Raw genomic sequence first — 20,247 nt, forward strand, 5'->3', positions numbered from 1 at the left:
AATGATACAGACTGTCCGACTGACGGCCGCACAAGCCATGGTCAAATGGCTTTCTGCCCAGATGACAGAAGATGGCGACCGGTTCATCGATGGCATCTGGGCCATCTTCGGACACGGCAATGTGGCCGGGCTCGGCGAAGCGCTGGAAAAGGCGAAACAGGAATTTCCGACCTGGCGCGGGCAGAATGAACAGACCATGGCGCATACCGCCATTGCCTATGCCAAGGCGAAGAAACGGACCCGCGCCATGGCGGTGACCTCGTCCATCGGCCCGGGAGCGACCAATATGGTGACAGCGGCGGCGCTTGCGTACGTCAACCGGTTGCCGGTTCTGTTCATTCCCGGAGACGTTTTCGCAAACCGGCGTCCGGATCCGGTGCTGCAGCAGGTTGAGGCCTTCGAAGATGGCACTGTCTCGGCCAATGACTGCTTCCGGCCTGTAAGCCGTTATTTCGACCGCATTGCCCGGCCTGAGCACCTTCTGACCTGTCTGCCGCGGGCGCTCGCGACAATGACCGACCCGGCAACCTGCGGCCCTGTGACCCTGTCTTTTTGCCAGGATGTTCAAACCGAGGCATATGACTATCCTGCCGAATTTTTCGAACCAAAGGTCTGGCGCATCCGCCGGCCCCAGGCAGACGAACACGAACTCGGTGAGCTGGTCTCCCTGATCAAGGCGGCGAAGGCGCCGGTGATCGTTGCAGGTGGCGGTGTGATTTACAGCCGGGCTGAAGATGTTCTCGGTGACTTTGCCAAGCGGTACGGCATACCGGTCGTCGAGACGCAGGCCGGCAAGTCGGCTCTGGCCCAAAGCCATCCAATGAATTTCGGCGCTTCCGGGGTTGACGGATCTGCTGCCGCGAACGCCGTTGCCGAGGCTGCCGATCTGGTTATCGGCATTGGAACGCGGTTCCAGGATTTCACCACCGGCTCCTGGGCTCTCTTCAAGAACCCGGATCTGAAACTCGTCTCCATCAACATTGCTGCCTATGACGCGGTCAAACATGGCGCTGTCCCGGTGATGGGCGACGCCAAGGTGGTTCTGGAGGCGGCTACAGAGGCCCTGGAGGGGCACAAGCCGGGGCTTCCTGACGTGTCCGCACGTGCGTCCTGGCTTGAAGCCGTCGATCAGCATTGCCGGGATCGCAAGCGCCCAGAAGGCGAGCGGCTGATGGATTGTGAAGTGATCGGCGCGGTGCAGCGTGCAACCGGAGAGGATGCGATCGCCATGTGTGCCGCCGGTACCATGCCGGGCGCCCTCAAGCTGCTCTGGCAGCCCTCCCAGGGCGGCTATCACATGGAATATGGCTATAGCTGCATGGGTTACGAAATCGCCGGCGCAATGGGTGTCAAACTTGCTTCGCCCGAGCGGGAGGTGATCTGTTTTGTGGGCGACGGGTCCTACATGATGGCCAATTCGGAACTTGCGACCGCGGTCATGCGCAAAGTGGCGTTCACAGTCGTGCTGACGGACAATCGGGGTTACGGCTGCATCAACCGTCTGCAGCAAGGGTGCGGCGGTGAAGAGTTCAACAATCTCTACGCAAGCTCGAATGTCGAGCAGCAGCCGGACATCGACTATGTGGCCCATGCAAGATCCATGGGCGCTCATGCGGTAAAGGCGAAGAGCACCGCTGATCTTGAGGCCCAAATTGCCGAGGCGCGGGGAAGGGATATTCCGACGGTGATCGTGATCGACACCGATCCGGCGGAAGGGCCGGGTTTCGGAGACGCTGGACACTGGTGGGATGTCGCCGTCCCTGAGACCGGGGCAACCGGCAAGCTGAAGGCGGCCTATGCCGACTATCTGAAAAATAAACAACAACAACGCCTTGTGAACTGACGCGTTCACATCTGGAGGCAGCAAGCATGATTCAATTCGGCACCAACCCCATCGCCTGGGCCAATGACGACGACCAAACGCTCGGCGCCGACATCCCGACCCAGCGGATCCTTGAGGAGGCCGGCCGTCTGATCGGATTCGACGGTATCGAAAACGGGCACCGCTGGCCTCAGGACGATCCGGAAGCGCTCCGCCAGTTGCTTGCCGGATATGGGATGAGGTTCATCTCCGGTTGGCACTCGCTCAATCTCCTCACTCATTCGATCGAGGATGAGAAAAAGGCGATCCAGCCGCATCTGGACAAGCTCAAGCACAATGGCTGCAAGGTTTGTATCGTGTGCGAGACCTCCAACTCGGTGCAGGGGCTCGATACGCCGTTGACCAGCCGCCCGGTTCTCGATAGCCAGGAGATGAAGGACTTCGGTGCCCGGGTCGAAGCCATCGCGCAATTCTGCGCAGATCAGGGCATCGACCTTGTCTACCATCATCACATGGGCACCGTGGTCCAGAGCCCGGAGGATATCGACGCCTTCATGGCTGCGAGCGGGCCGGCAACCAAGCTTCTGTTCGATGCAGGACATTGCTACTTCGGTGGCGGCGAACCGGCTTCGGTCCTGGCCAAGCACATTGGCCGCGTGCGGCACTTCCATGCGAAAAATGTCCGGCCAGTGGTGCGTGCCAAGGTGGAGGCAGAGGGCTTGTCGTTCATGGATGGCGTTCGGGCCGGTGTCTTCACCGTACCGGGTGACCAGGACGGGGCAATTGATTTCACACCGCTTCTGAAGCTCCTGGCGGATAATGGCTATGACGGCTGGATCGTCATCGAAGCCGAGCAGGACCCGGCTGACCGCAATCCCTTGCTGTACCAGACGCTCGGTCTGCACACATTGAAGCGGATCGCCCGCGAAACTGGCCTGATTTGAGGAGACGCGCGATGCCGGATCTTTTGAAACGCCCCTTCGGAACCCACGGCAAGGTGCACCAGATTACCCCTGAAAGTGCCGGTTGGCGCTACGTTGGCTTTGAGCTCTACCGCTTGCGGGAAGGGGAAAACGCCTCTGATGTTACCGGAACCACAGAAGTCATTCTTGTGATGGTTGAAGGCAAAGCGCGGTTCACCGCGGCAGGCAAGGACTGGGGCGAGCTCGGTGAGCGCATGAGCGTCTTCGAAAGGACGCCTCCGCATTGCCTTTACGTTCCCAATGGCGAGGACTGGACGGCAAAGGCTGCGACGGATTGCACGATTGCGGTGTGCAAGGCCCCGGGAAAATCCGGCCATGAGGCGCGCCGCATCGGCCCCGAAGGGATTACGCTGACCCAGCGCGGAGAGGGCAGCAATTCCCGCTTCATCAACAACATTGCGATGGAGAACGAGGACTATTGCGACAGCCTTCTTGTCACCGAGGTGTTTACGCCCGCGGGCAACTGGTCATCCTATCCGAGTCACCGGCACGATGAGGATGATTTTCCGAGGATTACCTATCTTGAAGAGACCTATTACCATCGGCTCAACCCTGCTGATGGCTTCGGGATCCAGCGTGTTTATACGGACGACCTGCAGCTCAATGAGACCATGACGGTGCATGATCACGATGTGGTCTGCGTGCCCCGTGGTCACCATCCCTGCGGAGCGCCCCATGGCTTCGATATGTATTACCTCAACGTGATGGCTGGTCCCTTGCGGAAGTGGCGCTTTGTTCCGGCGCCTAACGTCGCTCATCTGATGTAAGACCCGTCACACATTTGCGAGACGAACAATGTCCCAACCCTTTCCGTTGGCGGTATGTGCTGAAATGGTCTGGCTCGACAAGCCGATTGATTGGCGCGTGGCGCGGCTGACCGAACGTGGTCTCGGCGTCGGCCTTTGGAACTATCCCGATCACGACGTCGCCAAGCTCGAGAAGCTGGGCGCCAACTACACGATCATGAACGGGTATCTGGAAGGACGCCTCGCGGATGATGAAGGTGCTGACATGCTTGTGACGTCGGCACGCGAGACAGCGCAGGTTGGCAAACGGCTTGGCGTTGACCGGTTGAACCTTCATGGGACCGGGCTTGGCGAGGGTGGCATTCCCATCTGGCAGCAGGATATCGTCGATGGGTCAATGTGGCTCAAGGCGCGCGACACGCTCAACCGGATCTGCGATATGGCGGAAGAGGAGGATGTGGTCTTCACGCTGGAGAACCTCAACCTGATGGATCACCCCGGCTGTCCCTTCGGCTCGACTGCCGACGTTTTGACACTGGTGTCGTCCGTCAACCGTCCCCAGCTCAGGATCAACCTGGATCTCTATCACACCCAAATAGGCGAGGGAGATCTCGTCCGCTGGTGCGAAAAATGCCTTCCCTGGATCGGTGAGATCCAGGTTGCGGACAATCCGGGGAGGTGTGAGCCTGGGACCGGCGAGATTCACTATGGCGGGATCGCCAGAGCGTTGAAAGACATGGGTTACCGTGGGGCAATCGGGATGGAAGCCTGGGCAAAAGGCGACAGCGATGCGGCTATCGATGCCTTTGTGCGTGCCTTCACGCTTTGACTTCCCCGCCTTGGCTCTGGAAGGGCGATGGCATCTTGGTTGGCCCTATTATAGTTCGGCGACGCGGATATTGTTGGTGCTGCCGGGCTGTCCGAAGGGCGAGCCGGAAACGACGATGATCCGGGAATTCTGACATTCCTGTTCGCGGTGCAGGCGGAGATGACGTGCATAGTCGACGACGTTCTCATGGTCGAGGGCTTCCTCGTTCACCAGGGCCTGGATACCCCATGCAAGGCAAAGACGTCTGGCGACTTCAACAGACGGAGTGATTGCGACCAAGGGGCGGCAGGGACGTTGAGCAGCCAGACAAAGCGCTGTCGCGCCGGATGTTGTGAAGGCAACGATCGCGTCGGCCCCGATTTCCTCTGACAGGAGTGTGCTGGCTCCGGCAACCGCCTTGTTCGCTTCGCCCCTGGGCGGGGCAGAAGCTCGCGAGCCGCGGTCCTGTCGGCCGTGCTGTTCGGTGCGGACAATAATCCGGTTCATCATCGCGACAGCTTCTGCCGGATAGGACCCAGCGGCACTTTCGGCCGAAAGCATTACGGCGTCAGCGCCATCGTAGATTGCCGTTGCAACGTCAGAGGCTTCGGCTCTCGTCGGCGTCGGCGAGGAGATCATCGACTCAAGCATTTGCGTTGCAACGATGACCGGTTTGCCATGTGCGCGGCAAAGACTGATGATTTCCTTCTGGTTCGCAGGGACTTCTTCTGGCGGAATTTCAACGCCGAGATCGCCTCGTGCCACCATCAGCGCGTCTGATTTTTGGATGATGTTTTCCAGGTCCAGCAGAGCGGAAGGTTTCTCGATCTTGGCAACCAGACCGGCTTTGCCCTCTATAAGCGCGCGCAGTTGATCAAGGTCGCTCGCATTTTGAACAAAAGACAGGGCTACCCAGTCGACGCCGTGCTTGAGCCCAAACTCCAGGTCATGCCGGTCCTTTTCCGTCAGCACCGGCAGGTCGAGCACGGTGTCGGGCAGATTGACACCCTTCCGGTCGGTCACGGTTCCGCCGACGATAACTTTGCAGTCAATTATCTCATCGGAGGAACTTGTCACCGTCAGGCGCACTTGACCGTCGTTGATCAGGATCTGGTGACCCGGCTTGATGGCGGCAAAGATCTCAGGGTGCGGAAGGGGAAGACAGCCGACGTCGTCGGAGGTTTCTGCCGGAATAAATTGAACGATCTGGCCATTTGAAAGCTGCGCTTTCCCTTCATGAACCCTGCCGAGACGGATCTTCGGGCCCTGAAGGTCTTGCAGGATGCCGACAGGCCTATCCAGCGCACCTTCCAGCTCGCGTATGGCGCCGATAACGCCTTTGTGGGTTTCATGATCGCCATGACTGAAGTTCAAACGGAAGGTATCGACGCCGGCCTCCGCCAGTCTTCTAAGCATGGATGGGGTATTACTGGCCGGGCCAACAGTCGCAATGACCTTCGCCTTCTTGTTGGGTACCATCGAACTCTCCAAAAAAAGGGGGCGTTCCTAGAGGACCAGAATGCCTCTTAGGTCGTTGACGTTGGTCAGGGTTGGACCGGTGACGATCAGATCTTCCAGCTGACTGAACAGGGAATAGCTGTCATGACTGGCGAGCATCTGGCGCGGATCCAGACCTGCTTCCTCCGCGCGTGCCAGAGTGTCGGGGGTGATGATCGCCCCTGCAGCATCTTCCGTTCCATCGATGCCGTCGGTGTCGCCTGCAAAAGCGAAGATGTTGTCGCGACCTCGCAGGGCGAGTGCAAGTGCGAGGAGAAACTCCGTATTGCGGCCGCCGCGCCCTGGTTGCCGGGATCCAATCGTCACGGTGGTTTCGCCGCCCGAAAGCAGGAGAACCGGAGCCTTGACAGGGTAGCCGTGTAGGGACGCAGATGTCGCGATGCCAGCCATAAGTGTTCCTGCTTCCCGGGCTTCGCCTTCAAGGGCGTCGCCAAGGATGAGCGGTGTGATGCCAGCTTCGCGGGCAGCTGAAGCCGCTGCCTCGAGAGCCATGCGCGGCGTTGCGATCATGCGGTAATCGACGTCAAAGTCCGGCATTGGCACAGGATGCTTGCGTAGCAGATCGCGTGCGGATTCAGGCAGCTTGGGCTCCAATTGGCCGATAACGTGGGATATGTCCTTGTCTGTGTCCGGTGCCGGGACCGTGGGCCCGGAGGCGATGTCGTGGGGCGTGTCCCCGGGAATATCCGAAATCAGAAGAGTGACGACGCGAGCGCCTCTTGCAGCCAAAGCCAGGCGGCCACCTTTCACAGCCGAGAGCCGGCGGCGAATCTGGTTCATTTGCGAAATGTTGAGACCTGACTTCAGCAGCAGCTTGTTGACCGCAATTTTGTCGGCGAGGCTCAGGCGAGGATCGGGCAGGGTGAGGAGTGAGGAGCCTCCGCCGGAAACCAGAGCTAGGACGAGATCGTCCGGCCCCGCACTTTCTGCAAGTGAGATCATCTGCAGAGCCGCATCGACACTGTTCTCATCGGGAACTGGGTGAGACGCTTCAAGAACCCTTATACGCTTCGTTGGGGCGCCGTGCTCATATGGGACAACCACGGCACCCTCTATGGGAACATCGGGCCAGGCACTCTCGACGGCTTGGGCCATCGCGGCCGATGCCTTCCCGGCGCCAATGACGATACAGCGGCCACGCGGCTGTTCAGGGAGGTATGATGCCAGTATCTGGCGTGGATCTGCGCGAGCAACACCGGCCGCGAAGATGTCCCGCAGCAACTGTTTCGTTTGATTGGTGGCCATGGGACTCTAGGCGTTGGAGCCGCGGATGGCCTCTACAACGGCGTCGGTAACCTCGCGGGTGGTGGCCTTCCCTCCCACGTCCGGGGTCAGGATGCCCGCCTCGCAAACCTTCTGGACCGCGGTCATCAGCCGCGAGCTGCATTCCAGTTCACCGAGATGATCCAGCATTTGCGCAGCCGTCCAGAAGGTTGCCACCGGATTGGCAATCCCCTTGCCCGTTATATCGAAGGCCGAGCCGTGGATGGGCTCGAACATTGATGGGAAGCGTTTTTCCGGATCGATGTTCGCGGTCGGGGCAACCCCAAGGCTGCCTGCAAGCGCACCGGCGAGATCTGATAAGATATCCGCATGGAGGTTGGTCGCCACGATCGTGTCCAGACTCTGCGGATGGAGCGTCATACGAACCGTCATCGCATCTACGAGCATCTTGTCCCAAGTCACATCGGGAAATTCCTGCGCGACTTCAGCGGCAATTTCGTCCCACATGACCATGCCGTGGCGCTGAGCGTTGGATTTAGTCACCACGGTGAGCTGCTTGCGCGGCCGGGACTGCGCCAACTTGAAAGCATAGCGCATGATGCGAGTGACGCCGACGCGTGTGAAGATCGCGACTTCGGTGCCGACTTCCTCCGGAAGGCCGCGGTGCGCTCTTCCGCCATGGCCTGAGTATTCGCCTTCGGAGTTTTCGCGCACGATGACCCAGTCGAGATCGCCAACGCCGACGTCGCGCAGGGGCGATGTGATCCCCGGGATGATCTTGGTGGGGCGAACATTGGCATACTGGTCGAAGCCTTGGCAGATCGGCAGGCGAAGGCCCCAGAGTGTAATGTGGTCGGGCACATCGGGCGCACCGACAGCGCCAAAGTAGATGGCATCGAAAGACTTGAGCTGATCGAGCCCATCCTCAGGCATCATGACGCCATGCTTCTTGTAGTAGTCGGAACCCCAATCGAAGAATTTCAATTGGAAGTCGACATCACCGCTGCGTTGTCCAAGGGCTGCCAGTACTTCGGCGCCAGCTTCGATGACCTCCGGCCCAATTCCGTCCGCCGGAATTGCAGCTATCTGATAGTTCCGCATGTCTCGTCCCTAAAAGCATGTTCTGCCAGCGTACTGCAATTTTTTCGCGATGCGCTGGTTTGTCGAGGCAACAATCGCAACTTGACATCGAGACAACAATGCTCAATCGATCATATAAAAAATTGATATAATTGAAGGCTGATATGGAACTACGTCAACTCCGGTGCTTCATTGCCGTGGCCGATACCCTTCATTTCGGTCGCGCCGCGCAGAAAATGGACATGCTGCCCGCGTCCCTTGGCCGGCAAATCAAGCTTCTGGAAGAAAGCCTCGGCTGTAAGCTGTTGTCTCGTACAACAAGGAACGTCTCATTGACCGAGGATGGCAATACGCTCGTTGTTGCTGCGCGAGATATCCTCGAGCGTGTCGACAACGTCGAAGCGGTCTTCAGGGACAATCTTAGGGAAAGGACGTCGATTGTAAGGATCGGCGCAATTGACAGCGCGGCTGCCGGCCTCATTCCGCAGTTATTGCCGCATTTCCGTGAAGCGCATCCGGAGGTGGATATCCAGCTTCTCGAACAGAAGACGATCCGTCTGCTCCCACGTCTCTTGTCAGGCCGCCTGGACGTCGCCTTTGTCCGTCCTCCGGAGCTAAAAGATCCGCGTCTCATCTTTCGGCCGCTGTTTCATGAAACTGCTGTGGTGGCGTTGCCGGAAAGCCATCATTTGGCAGGGCGGTCGGTTATATCCGTGGAAGATATGGCAGATGAGCCGCTCATTGTGCCGGACCGGCGATCCAGACCCCATAGCCATGACCTGACGATGAAGCTCTTTATCGAGGCAGGATTAACGGCGCGTGTGGCTCAGATTGCAGAGGAAAAGCAGACCATAGTTAATCTGGTGAGCACGGGGGTCGGTCTCGCGATCGTACCCAAATGGGCATCAAGATTGGCCGTCGGTGGTGTCGCGTTCGTTCCCTTGAATGTTCCTGCCGGTACGGCCAGGAACAGGCTTGCGCTTTCGGCAGTTTGGCTCCGCGACACCAGGGATCCGGCACGTGATTGGTTCCTCGATGTGCTTGACCAGCACCTTGAAAAACTCGCGGAAACGGCATGATTTTACTATTTCAAATTTTTATATAATTGAATGCTGTTGAGCCGATGATTTTTATCACGGTAGCGTTCCTCGCAACGGGCACGCCGTTCGTGCTTTCTTTGGGAGGAAATCTACATGCTGAATCTATTGAAAATAGCGACATCCGTCGCGGTCGCGGGCCTGATCGCAACTTCCGCATTTGCGGAAGACCGCGAGGGCTGGCCTTCAAACCTTACAATCGGCACCGGTAGTCAGGGCGGAACCTACTTCGGTTATGGCAGCGGATTTGCGACGATGATCGGCGAGGCGCTCGGCATTACCGCCAGCGTCGAAATCACTGGTGGCCCAGTGCAGAACGTGACGCTGGTCGAAACCGGCGAGCACAACATGGGCTTTGTGACCATGGGCCCGGCATATGAGGCGTGGATCGGCAAGAGCAAACTGATGCCTGGCGCAGAGCACAAGAAAATCCGCGCACTGTTCCCGATGTATCAGACCCCTCTTCAAGCTGCCGTGCTTGCAAGTTCCGGCATCAAGTCATTCGCGGATCTTGAAGGAAAACGCGTTGGCGTCGGCCCTGCAGGCGGGACCTCCGGAACCTATTGGCCGCGATACTTCAAGGCCGCGAACATGGACGTCACGATCAGCAACGCCGGTGGAGGCGATACGGCAGGTCAGCTCAAGGACGGTCTGATCGATGCTTTCGTTTATGCCGCGGGTATCCCGACCGGCGCCTATAGCCAGCTGGCAGTGGAGAATGATGTGGTCTTCCTGAGCATGAGCCAGGAGGAAATGGCCCAGTTCATCAAGGCGGAGCCGGCCATGTCTCCGTTCATCATTCCGGCGAATACATACGAAGACCAGCCGCAAGATGTCAGTACCGTTTCGCTGTGGAACTTTGCGATTGCGAGCGACGACATGCCGGAAAGCCTGGCTTATGAGCTGACCAAATTGGCGATGGAAAACAACGAGCGTATGGTTCAAAACCATAAGGCGGCCAAGGAAACTCTCGCAGAGAACGCATCAAACAACTCGTTCATGCCCTTCCATCCGGGCGCTGTGCGGTGGTTTGAAGAAAACGGATTCAAGATCCCGCCGGCGCTTCGCTAGGCGTCACTCAGACCAGCAGTTCAGAACAGTCACAGGCGGGAGAAAATATCCCGCCTGTTTCTTCCGCAATAGCTAAGCTGCCGGGCGCGAACCAAGGTGCAGCTTCCCAAGGCGATTACCGAACATGACGACCAACAACGAACCCGCCTCGGCGATTGAAGCTCAGACCGCCAACGCACACGTTGATGACGAACCTGCCCCAAGCAATCAGCGAGAGTTCAACAAGAACTGGCAATGGTTCATCGCAACTGCCTGCGTCGCTTATACGGTCTTTCATCTCTTGGTCATGAATGTCTGGCCTCTGGAAACCTGGACCTACCGGCTGATCCACGTCGGAGGGGGACTGTTTCTCGGCTTCATGATCTACAGCGCCAAGACAAGCCGTTCAGATGCTGACGCACGCTGGCGCCCGCTTGACCTGCTCCTTCTTCTGATTGCTGCTGGCGGCGTGCTGTTTGGCCTCGCCATGGTCATCGCAATCTGGATCAATGGCTTGATGGGTCAGGATTTTCCGCCGATCTGGGCCCTGAAGTATTTCGGCATTCCGCTCTTCGTCGGGACATGCGCCGCGGTCGTGCATGGGTGGGTGTTCAAGGACCGCCGGAAGGGGCGTACCGCTCCTGGAGATATTCTTCTCGCGCTCTCTTCGGTCGCAGCTATCGCCTATATCGTCTTTTTTGCGCAACAGCTGCAGTTGCGCGCCGGCATGCCCATGGCACTTCCATCCGACATGTGGGCAGCCGTGACTGGCGTGGTCCTGATTGTCGAGCTCACCCGTCGCCTTGCCGGGCTTGCATTGGTGATCATTGCCGGGATCTTTGTCGCTTATGCTTTCCTGGGCCCATGGTTGCCCGGGATCCTTGCCCACAAGGGCTATGATGCAAAGCGGTTCTTCACTTACATCTTCACGGACAACGGCATTCTCGGTGCGCCGATCGCAATTTCCTCCACTTACATCATTCTGTTTGTCGTCTTTGCAGCCTTTCTGCAAACGACGCGTGTTGGTGAGTATTTCGTGAATGTGTCCTTCGCCGCCGCAGGTCATAAGCGCGGTGGACCGGCCAAGGTTGCCGTCTTCGCCTCCGGGCTCATGGGCATGATCAATGGAACGTCGGCCGGCAACGTGGTTGCTACCGGTAGCCTTACGATCCCGATGATGAAAAAAGTCGGATATCGGCCGCAGACTGCAGCTGCGGTGGAGGCTGCAGCGTCCACCGGCGGCCAGATCATGCCGCCAATCATGGGGGCCGGTGCCTTCATCATGGCGGAGATCACCGGTATTCCCTACCTGGATATCGTGTGGGCCGCGATCATTCCCGCGATCATCTACTTCCTGTCCATCTTCTTCATGGTCGATATCGCGGCCCTGAAAAACGGCATGACCGGCTTGCCGCGCTCTGAGTTGCCGCGTCTCGACAAGCTTCTCAAGCAGGTTTACCTGTTCACGCCGATCATTGTGCTGATCTACGCGTTGTTCGCCGGGTATTCGGTTATCCGCTGCGGAACGCTGGCAATGGTCACGGCGGCCGTTGTGTCCTGGCTGACGCCGCACCGGATGGGGCCTCAGCGCCTGTTCCACGCACTGGAAGTGGGCGCGCGCATGGCTCTTCAGCTGGTGGCCGTCTGTGCGGCTGCGGGCATCATCGTCGGCGTGATCGCCCTGACTGGTATCGGTTCGCGGTTCTCCGCTCTGCTGCTCGGCCTTGCCGATCAGAGCCAGCTTCTAGCTCTGATCTTCGCCATGTTCGTTTCCATCGTACTCGGTATGGGTATGCCGACCACGGCAGCCTATGCGGTTGCGGCGAGCGTGATTGCGCCGGGGATCATCAATCTCGGTGTTGATCCTTTGACGGCGCACTTCTTCATCTTCTATTTCGCTGTCATGTCGGCGATCACGCCGCCGGTGGCGCTTGCCGCCTACGCGGGGTCGGCTCTTTCCGGCTCGGATCCGATGAAGACGAGCTTCGAGGCTTTCACCATCGGTCTGGCAGCCTTCATCGTGCCCTACATGTTCTTCTACTCGGACGCCATGCTCATGCAGGGCGAGGTAACCGATGCGATCCATGTCACGATCACCGCGATTGCGGGCGTCTATCTGCTGTCGAGTGCGATCCAGGGCTGGTTCTTTGGAAAAGCCAACCCGGCGGTGCGTATTGCGCTCCTTGTGGCTGCCTTGACGATGATCGAGGGGGGATGGGTCACCGATGCGGTCGGTGTCGGTATCGCGGCTCTCGTCTTCTTCTTGCAAAAACGACTTGTCACACCGGAGGCGATTGCGCACGGCGCGGATTGATCAGCCAAATCTGATGGCGGGGCGTCGCGGGAGGCCCCGCTATTTTTGTGGTGTCAGGGCGAGGGCGATGCCGACGTCACCAGTCTTTCCAATCACTTGGAACTTCGTCCAGCCACTTTCTTTCATCCCGGAGCGTTTGGACGAGTGCGAAGTGGGCGTGCTGCCTGTCTTCAAGGCTTGAAACGTTGATCTGGCGGAGAACGCCGCTCAAAAGCCGGTCCCTGAGTCCTTTGCAGCCAACCGGCAATGTGGATAGGCCGCGAAGCGGCGGGCGGCGAAGACAGCGTAGAGCTTTCCGGCCAGTGCCTTGATCGGCTGGCGGGCGAGCAGGAACGCGAGGACGCGCCAGCCCGTGAACTGTGCCCACAGGACAATAAAGGCATCGACGCCACTTTTCATTTCGCCGCTCTGGTCCTTTACGCGCATGAACATGAGGGCGTCGGCCTGGCTGATGCCGGTGCCATCGAGGCTTTCGGGATGACGTGCAATGTCGTGCCACATGATCGGCTCTCGAGGGTGACGCTTGCGGAAATAGTTGATCTCACGGGAACACATCCCGCATTTGCCATCGTAAAAGACCGAAATCACGCTGCGCTCGCTTCCCTGACACGTATTTGCCTCGCGCCTTTTCTTACGCAGAAAGACAGAAAGAGGATTTCTTCGGCTTCTCTCCCTGATCGCCTGCGCTAGACTTGGCAGCAAGACTAGCCGGACAGGCCGCTGAAACAGGGAGCGAACATGACATTCAAGGCTTTGATCGTTGAGAAGAATGAGGCCGGAGAAACCTCCGCCGCGGTTCAGGAGATCGATGATTCCCGCCTGCCTGACGGCGATGTGACCGTTCGCGTGGACTATTCCACGGTCAACTACAAGGACGGTCTTTGCATCGGGCCCGGCGGCGGCCTCGTCAGAACCTACCCGCATGTGCCGGGTATCGACTTCGCGGGAACCGTCGAGCAATCCGAGGATCCACGCTACAAGGCGGGCGACAAGGTCGTTCTGACAGGATGGCGCGTTGGCGAAGTCTGGTGGGGCGGCTATGCGCAGAAGGCGCGGGTGAAGGCCGACTGGCTGGTTCCGCTGCCGACCGGACTGACGACCCGCGATGCCATGGCCATCGGCACGGCAGGCTTTACCGCGATGCTCGCAATCATGGCGCTGGAAGATCACGGGCTTGCGCCGGACAAGGGGCCGGTCCTGGTGACCGGTGCTGCGGGCGGCGTTGGCTCTGTCGCAACGGCCATACTCGCCCACCTCGGCTATGAGGTTGCCGGTGTGACTGGCCGGCCGGAAACGGAAGACTACCTCAAGTCGCTTGGGGCAAGCCGCATCGTCCCGCGTGAGGAGATCGGCGAAACGGTCAAGCGGCCGCTTGAAAGCGAGACCTGGGCTGGCTGCGTCGATGCGGTCGGAGGAGCCATGCTCGCAAGGGTGCTCGGGCAGATGAAATATGGCGGATCCGTCGCCGCAGTGGGACTTGCCGGCGGCGCCGCCTTGCCGGCAACGGTCGTGCCGTTTCTGCTGCGCGGGGTGAACCTGCTCGGCATCGATAGCGTCATGCGACCTTACGAGGATCGCGTGCGTGCCTGGGAGCGACTGGCAAAAGACCTTCCGCTCGACAAGCTCCATGCCATGATCCAGCCAGCCGCGCTGGCCGATCTGCCGGAGTTGGGAAGGGCCATCCTGAAGGGTCAGGTGAAGGGCCGAGCGGTTGTCGACGTGAACGCCTGATGCTGTCAGGCCATTTAGAGATCGAGGCAAATGGCGTCGAACAGGCGCTCATATATCGCCTCGACTCGTCCTGCCTCGGTTGGTCCCTGCCGGTGGAGTTCGGCAAAGCCGGGGGCTGCATTGACCTCGAGGATCGTGGCATCTGTGGCCGTATCGTCTGCTGATGCCGGGACGATCATGTCGACCGCGTAGTAGCGCAGGCCCAGGGCGGGGCCGCACATAATGGCGATGTCCGCCAGGTGTGGAGCGAGGGAACCCGCCACAAAGTGGCCGGTGCCGCCTGAAGACAGATTTGCAGTTGGCAGCAGCATGACAGCGGCGCCCTTTGGCGGAACGTCGTCCGGGGCAAGGTTCTGATAAGCCAATGTCGCAAGGACGCGTGGGTCGTCGGGAGTGAACCTCTCAGTGGCCCGGATCAGTGCCCCGATGGTCTGATGACCGTCGGCGACAATTTGTGGCGGCACGCGCTCGATCGCACAAAGGACTTCGCCATCCAGGACAACGATCCGCAGATCCTTGCCGGTGAGCGCCTCTTGCACGAGAACCCGATCGTGACGGGTGAAGAGATCGTCCAACAGGCCGATCAGTTCGATCTCTGAACCAACCTTGGAGACGTCCTTGCCCTCTTGCCCGTCGTTGGGTTTGACGAAAACCGGATAACCGGTGTCAGCCGCAAACCGGATCGCTTCCCGCGAACCGGGCAAGGCACTGGCGTAGGTCGGGCGTTTTGCCCGAATGCCTTCAACGAGCGCCGGAGAGGAGATGAGCAATGTCTCAGGCGTGGGAAGGCCTGACCGGCGCAAAAACTCCAGGCAATAGCCCTTGTCACGCGCCATCTCGGCAGATCCCTGCGGATTAAGCGAAAACCGGGTGCCGACGAAAAATGACCGTCGTCCGGCAGCGCTCTCAATGTAGCCGGCATGGCCGAGACCGTGGTCGAGCACGAGCGTTAGGTCATGGCGCTTGCAATAGCGTGACAGTAGCCGTCGGACCAACGGCCCATTCGCGCTGGCCAGGTTTGGCCTGACGGCTGACGTGTCCGACATTTCGGCCGGTTACTGGTTCTGACGCGTGTTGGCCAAGTAGTCGATCTGAAACAGCTTCGGATTTGTCGGGCCGTTGGAGGTAACGTTGTAAATCGCGACCGAGGTGTCGTACCCCTGCGCATCCGTCACGGTCCATTGCTTCAGCTCGTAATCCTTGGCGTCGAAGATGAGCGTCAAGGTGCCCGAATTGAAAGTTGTCTCGTCGCTCAGGACGATGGTGATGAGGTCCGGCTCGGCCAGAACTTCGGTGACCTCGGCGTCCGCCTGCAGGTTGATGTTTTCAGCCAGAAGGAAGCGCAGGGGGGTCTGGCTCAGGGGCCAGATATCCTGGGTCGCAAGCTTGCGGTCCTTGACCGACACCGACTTGCCGTCGGCAATGATGTCGAGCTTTGCGGGCGGATTGTAGTAGAAACGCACCTTCCCCGGGCGGGCGAGGTAGAACTTGCCTTCGGTCTGTTCACCGGTCGGTCCGAACTGGATGAAGTCGCCGTGCATGGTCTTCACCGAGTTGAAATAGGCGTTCACATCGGAAAGGGTTTTCTGCTGGTCGGGCGTCAGGGCGAATGCGACGGTACCGGTCACGAGCAGGACGCCGCAAGCGGCGAGGGACTTCAGGAAAAAGGATGCGGACTTGAGCAGCATGTTCGGTCCCTTTGATTCGAAAATGGGCGCTCCTGATTGCTAGAGCGCCCATGTGGCAAAGCTTTGACGAGGTTCATTCCGACCTAAATATCGTCTTCGACCCCGTTCTGTACAAGGATCTCGCGTTTTCCGGCGTGATTGGCCGAACTGATCAGGCCTTCCTGCTCCATCCGCTCGATGAGAGAGGCAGCGCGGTTGTATCCGATCGAAAGACGACGCTGGACGTAGGAGGTGGAGGCCTTCTTGTCGCGCAGGACAATAGCAACGGCACGGTCGTAAAGATCGTTGCCTTCATCGCCTGAGCCACCGCCACCTGGATCATATGGGCTGTCGGCAGCCTCGTCCTCTTCCGTGACCGCTTCGAGATACTGCGGCGTGCCCTGGACTTTGAGATGGGAGACGATGTCTTCCACTTCGCTGTCCGAGACAAACGGACCGTGGACACGCTGAATGCGGCCGCCACCGGCCATGAACAGCATGTCGCCCATGCCGAGCAGCTGCTCCGCGCCCATCTCGCCAAGGATCGTGCGGCTGTCGATCTTCGACGTCACCTGGAAGGAGATACGGGTCGGGAAGTTCGCCTTGATCGTACCGGTGATGACGTCGACGGACGGACGCTGGGTTGCCATGATCAGGTGGATGCCGGCGGCACGGGCCATCTGTGCCAGACGCTGGATGGCGCCTTCGATGTCCTTGCCTGCAACCATCATCAGGTCGGCCATTTCGTCGACCACGACGACGATATACGGCATCTTTTCCAGCGGCAGCTGTTCTTCCTCGTAGATCGGCTGACCTGTCTCGCGGTCGAAGCCGGTCTGGACCGTTCGAGTGAAGCTTTCGCCCTTTTCGAGAGCCTGCTTGATGCGGGTGTTGTAGCCATCGATGTTGCGGACGCCCATCTTGGACATCTTCTTGTAGCGGTCCTCCATCTCGCGGACGGTCCACTTCAAGGCAACGACGGCCTTTTTCGGGTCGGTCACCACCGGCGTCAGCAGATGCGGAATGCCGTCGTAGATCGACAGTTCCAGCATCTTCGGATCGATCATGATCATCTTGCAGTCATCCGGGGTGAGCCGGTAGAGCAGCGACAGGATCATGGTATTGATCGCGACGGACTTGCCCGAACCGGTGGTACCGGCAACGAGCAGGTGCGGCATGCGCGCCAGATCGGCGACCACGCTTTCGCCATTGATCGTCTTGCCGAGGCCGAGTGCGAGCTTGGACTTGGACTTCTCGAAGTCCTGGGACGCCAGCAGTTCGCGCAGGTACACGGTTTCACGGCGCGCGTTTGGCAGTTCGATACCGATGGCATTCTTGCCGGGGATCACGGCCACGCGCGCGGAGATTGCGCTCATGGAGCGGGCGATATCATCGGCCAGACCGATCACGCGGGACGACTTGATGCCCGGAGCGGGTTCCAGTTCGTAGAGCGTGACGACAGGGCCGGGACGAACCTCGATTATTTCCCCGCGCACGCCGAAGTCTTCGAGAACGCCTTCCAGAATGCGGGCATTCTGCTCCAGGGCGTCGGCGGAGAGGCCCGGAATCTTTCCGGTTGCCTTGGGCTCCTCGAGCAAGCGAAGAGGCGGCAGTTCGTAGTCCTCCGGAAGGCCCAGAAGGGACGGCTGCTGCTCGGCGACGGCGCGCTTGCCCTGTTTCGGGCGCGGTGCCGGCGGAATGACGCGGCCCTGCGCGGTTTCCGGTGCGGCGGGAGACGCAATTCCGACGGGCGTTCCCAGCGGCGCCTTGGAAATCAGGAGGTCGTCAGGCTCAAACGTTTCGCCATCGTCGCCGTAGTAGTCTTCCTCGTCCTCATCGTCATGGTCGGGTTCGTACCCGCTGCCCGACGCCTTCTTTCCGTAAAATTCCGACAAACCGTCGTCGTCGTTCGGCATGAGCTTGTCGGCAAGGGCTCGGCGGAACGCCCGAAGGGCGCCGCCATGGCGCTCGTCCTCCGGTTCGTAGACTTCGTCGTCTTCGTCCCATTCCTCTTCGACCTGACGACCGCGACCGAGGCCGGTGACCTTGCGCGTAAGAGCAAGTCCGAGAAGGGACCAGTGGCCAATCATGCCGATCGCGGCGCTGACCATGAGGGAGAGACGCGATTCCGCTTCGTCGTCGTCAAGGTCGAGCTCATCATCGCTGTAGTGGCCATGACCGCTGGCGACCATGTCGTCATCCGAGCGGTTTGTGGCGCCGAACCAACCCGCTGAAGAGATCAGTAGAAAAACCGCGGGGATGCCGAGACCGAGCGTGCCAATGATCATGGCGGCGCCTTCGGTGAAATTGTCCGTCAGCATGGCGGGAAGGGAATGGATCCTGTCGCCAAGGAACCCGCCGAGACCGGTGGGAAGTGGCCAGCTGTCGGGTACCGGCAATGCGGCAAGTGCACCGGCAGAAAGCGTTGAGCCGAAGACCCAGAAGGCGAGGCGCTTGCGGCCAATGCGCATCTCATGGCCGGCAAGCAACCTCCAGCCCCACAGTACCACAGGCACAAGGAAGACGGCGGTGGCCAGGCCGATGGTCTGCATCAGAATGTCGGCGACAATGGCGCCGGGTGCCCCGAGGGCGTTCCGTGCCGGCTCGGAGGTGGCGTGATTGAGGCTTGGATCTTGAACCGACCAGGTCGCCAGGCTGGCAGCCAGTGCTGCGGCGAACGCTATGACGCACAGTCCGCCCAGGCCGACGAGGTTGCGCTTCACGAAGCGCTTGATCGGACTTTGCGTGTCCATCAGGTCGATCGAGGCGCGGCGCCCATTTCCGCGAACGGCGGTTGCCCGTCTCATGCCTTGTCTCCCAGCCAGGTTGCGAGGCGCTGAAGCGCGGTTTCAGTGGTCTCGAGCGGGGCGCAAAGGCCGACGCGAATGTAATTTCGTCCCGGGTTGCTTCCGTCGGGCTGGTCCGATGCCAGATAGGCTCCCGGCAGGACCTTTACGCCTGTTTGCGCCCAAAGATCGCGTGTGACGGAGATGGAATCTCCCCAACGGCTTATATCGAGCCAGAGGAAGAAACCTGCCTCGGGCGTAACATTGCCCAGCAAGGGAGACAGTAGCCTTTCGGCGACAGCGAATTTCTCGTTGTAGAGCCTGCGGTTCTCGATCACATGCTCCTCGTCGCCATAGGCAGCGACGGCAACGGCCTGGTTCGGCAGCGGCACCTGGGGCGCAGCGAGCCCGCGGAACTTCACCCAGCGGGACAGGAACTGCGGATCGCCGGCTGCGAAGCCGCAGCGTAGCCCCGCAAGGTTGGAACGCTTGGACAGAGAGTTCAGGACGATGATCTTGTCGAAGACACTTGATGCGTCCCCACCCAGGGCTTTCGCGGCCTCAAGGATGCCGGGGGGCGGCGTCTCGCGATAGATTTCCGAATAGCACTCGTCGGCGAATATGTAGAACCGGTGCTTGCGGGAAAGCTCGATCAGCTTCGTCCAATAGGGGAGATCGGCAACATAGCCTTCCGGGTTCGTCGGCGACGCGACGTAAAACGCAACGGTACGGTCGAGCGTCTCGGCATCCAGGCTGTCCAGATCGGGAAGGAAGTGGTGGTCCGCGGTGGCATCCAGCAGAAGTGCCTCTGCATCCGCAATATGAGCGGCGGCAGCGTAGGTCTGGTAGAACGGATTGGGCAGGACGACGACTGGATGCTCGTCATTCTTGGCCAGCTGGTCGCGAGCGGCGATGGCGCCGAAAGACAGCCCTTCGCGGGAACCGTTCAAGGGCAGGACGCCGTTCTCGCGGTCGATCAGGCGGTCCAGGTTGTAGCGGCGGTCCAGCCAGTCGGCGACCGCAGAACGGAACTCGGGCGTACCGTTGATCGGCGGATAGCGGCGGAAATCCGCCATGTTCTCGATCAGGACCGATGCAGTGAATTCCGGCTTGGCGTGCTGCGGCTCTCCAATCGTCATGACGATTGGATCCATGCCGGGAGCAATGCCGTCAATAAGGGCGGCAAGTCGCTGAAAGGGATTTGAACTCGGCAGGGCCGCGCCGCGCCGATACTGAGAACTACGAGGGGTCATGAATTCCCGGACATCCGATACACATGAGTACGGCGGCAAGGGTACAGGGGTCTTGGTAAAGCGGTGATTAACCAACCACCATCGCGCAAAGGCGAGACGATGTTTTTTCGCCCTTGCGCCCATTGGCGGTCAGGTTAGTCTGTCCCCGGTTACATCAGCGAAGACATT

16 protein-coding genes are annotated in these 20,247 nt (G+C 59.7%); 8 read left to right on the plus strand and 8 right to left on the minus strand.

Features of this window, described 5'->3' with window-relative positions:
- The first annotated feature begins 1 nt into the window (after position 1).
- From iolD to ACN0SY_RS12240, 4 genes are read left to right on the plus strand one after another with little or no spacing between them, the layout of a single operon-like run.
- Complete coding sequence (gene iolD / locus ACN0SY_RS12225) at positions 2 to 1,843, plus strand: 3D-(3,5/4)-trihydroxycyclohexane-1,2-dione acylhydrolase (decyclizing) (protein WP_417687412.1); 1,842 nt, start codon at positions 2 to 4, stop codon at positions 1,841 to 1,843.
- A 26-nt stretch (positions 1,844 to 1,869) separates the two neighbouring features.
- Positions 1,870 to 2,766: a myo-inosose-2 dehydratase gene (iolE, locus tag ACN0SY_RS12230; RefSeq protein ID WP_417687413.1), complete on the plus strand. Its 897-nt coding sequence runs from the start codon at positions 1,870 to 1,872 to the stop codon at positions 2,764 to 2,766.
- Positions 2,767 to 2,777: 11 nt separating this feature from the next.
- Positions 2,778 to 3,572, plus strand: a complete 795-nt coding sequence (gene iolB, locus ACN0SY_RS12235) for a 5-deoxy-glucuronate isomerase (RefSeq protein ID WP_417687414.1) — start codon at positions 2,778 to 2,780, stop codon at positions 3,570 to 3,572.
- Between the two features lie 28 nt (positions 3,573 to 3,600).
- Entirely contained in the window at positions 3,601 to 4,380 is a 780-nt protein-coding gene (locus ACN0SY_RS12240) for a TIM barrel protein (RefSeq protein WP_417687415.1), read from the plus strand.
- Positions 4,381 to 4,428: 48 nt separating this feature from the next.
- On the opposite strand, the gene pyk is transcribed toward ACN0SY_RS12240, so the two are convergent.
- Genes pyk through ACN0SY_RS12255 form a run of 3 tightly spaced genes read right to left on the minus strand, consistent with a single transcriptional unit; the run spans position 4,429 to position 8,202 of the window.
- Positions 4,429 to 5,838 (minus strand): pyruvate kinase, encoded by a 1,410-nt coding sequence (gene pyk, locus ACN0SY_RS12245; RefSeq protein WP_417687416.1) that lies wholly within the window; start codon positions 5,836 to 5,838, stop codon positions 4,429 to 4,431.
- Between the two features lie 27 nt (positions 5,839 to 5,865).
- On the minus strand, positions 5,866 to 7,122 hold the full coding sequence (locus ACN0SY_RS12250; protein ID WP_417687417.1) for a glycerate kinase type-2 family protein: 1,257 nt from the start codon (positions 7,120 to 7,122) through the stop codon (positions 5,866 to 5,868).
- Positions 7,123 to 7,128: 6 nt separating this feature from the next.
- Positions 7,129 to 8,202, minus strand: coding sequence for a tartrate dehydrogenase (locus ACN0SY_RS12255; protein WP_417687418.1), 1,074 nt, complete (start codon positions 8,200 to 8,202; stop codon positions 7,129 to 7,131).
- A 143-nt stretch (positions 8,203 to 8,345) separates the two neighbouring features.
- Here ACN0SY_RS12255 and ACN0SY_RS12260 point away from each other — a divergent pair, with 143 nt between their 5' ends.
- The 3 genes from ACN0SY_RS12260 (at position 8,346) to ACN0SY_RS12270 (ending at position 12,642) form a co-directional block, all read left to right on the plus strand.
- Positions 8,346 to 9,260: a LysR family transcriptional regulator gene (locus ACN0SY_RS12260; RefSeq protein WP_417687419.1), complete on the plus strand. Its 915-nt coding sequence runs from the start codon at positions 8,346 to 8,348 to the stop codon at positions 9,258 to 9,260.
- 114 nt (positions 9,261 to 9,374) lie between these two features.
- The gene (locus tag ACN0SY_RS12265; RefSeq protein ID WP_417687420.1) at positions 9,375 to 10,349 is read left to right on the plus strand and encodes a TAXI family TRAP transporter solute-binding subunit; all 975 of its coding nucleotides are present in this window, start codon (positions 9,375 to 9,377) and stop codon (positions 10,347 to 10,349) included.
- Between the two features lie 124 nt (positions 10,350 to 10,473).
- On the plus strand, positions 10,474 to 12,642 hold the full coding sequence (locus ACN0SY_RS12270; RefSeq protein ID WP_417687421.1) for a TRAP transporter permease: 2,169 nt from the start codon (positions 10,474 to 10,476) through the stop codon (positions 12,640 to 12,642).
- Between the two features lie 207 nt (positions 12,643 to 12,849).
- On the opposite strand, the gene ACN0SY_RS12275 is transcribed toward ACN0SY_RS12270, so the two are convergent.
- The gene (locus tag ACN0SY_RS12275; protein WP_417687422.1) at positions 12,850 to 13,230 is read right to left on the minus strand and encodes a thiol-disulfide oxidoreductase DCC family protein; all 381 of its coding nucleotides are present in this window, start codon (positions 13,228 to 13,230) and stop codon (positions 12,850 to 12,852) included.
- Positions 13,231 to 13,380: 150 nt separating this feature from the next.
- Between ACN0SY_RS12275 and acuI the strand changes: the two genes are divergently transcribed.
- Positions 13,381 to 14,373, plus strand: coding sequence for an acryloyl-CoA reductase (gene acuI, locus ACN0SY_RS12280; RefSeq protein ID WP_417687423.1), 993 nt, complete (start codon positions 13,381 to 13,383; stop codon positions 14,371 to 14,373).
- 14 nt (positions 14,374 to 14,387) lie between these two features.
- Here acuI and ACN0SY_RS12285 read toward each other — a convergent pair whose 3' ends face one another.
- From ACN0SY_RS12285 to ACN0SY_RS12300, 4 genes are all read right to left on the minus strand, one after another.
- Positions 14,388 to 15,368: an ATP-dependent carboxylate-amine ligase gene (locus tag ACN0SY_RS12285; protein WP_417687424.1), complete on the minus strand. Its 981-nt coding sequence runs from the start codon at positions 15,366 to 15,368 to the stop codon at positions 14,388 to 14,390.
- A 60-nt stretch (positions 15,369 to 15,428) separates the two neighbouring features.
- Positions 15,429 to 16,061, minus strand: a complete 633-nt coding sequence (locus tag ACN0SY_RS12290; RefSeq protein ID WP_417687425.1) for an outer-membrane lipoprotein carrier protein LolA — start codon at positions 16,059 to 16,061, stop codon at positions 15,429 to 15,431.
- Positions 16,062 to 16,144: 83 nt separating this feature from the next.
- Positions 16,145 to 18,847, minus strand: a complete 2,703-nt coding sequence (locus ACN0SY_RS12295) for a DNA translocase FtsK 4TM domain-containing protein (RefSeq protein WP_417687426.1) — start codon at positions 18,845 to 18,847, stop codon at positions 16,145 to 16,147.
- The gene (locus ACN0SY_RS12300) at positions 18,844 to 20,079 is read right to left on the minus strand and encodes an aminotransferase class I/II-fold pyridoxal phosphate-dependent enzyme (RefSeq protein ID WP_417687427.1); all 1,236 of its coding nucleotides are present in this window, start codon (positions 20,077 to 20,079) and stop codon (positions 18,844 to 18,846) included. Before ACN0SY_RS12300 ends, ACN0SY_RS12295 begins: the two co-directional genes overlap by 4 nt.
- Positions 20,080 to 20,247 lie beyond the last annotated feature (168 nt).

This window comes from Roseibium sp. (assembly GCF_048261595.1).
Classification (GTDB): Bacteria; Pseudomonadota; Alphaproteobacteria; order Rhizobiales; family Stappiaceae; genus Roseibium.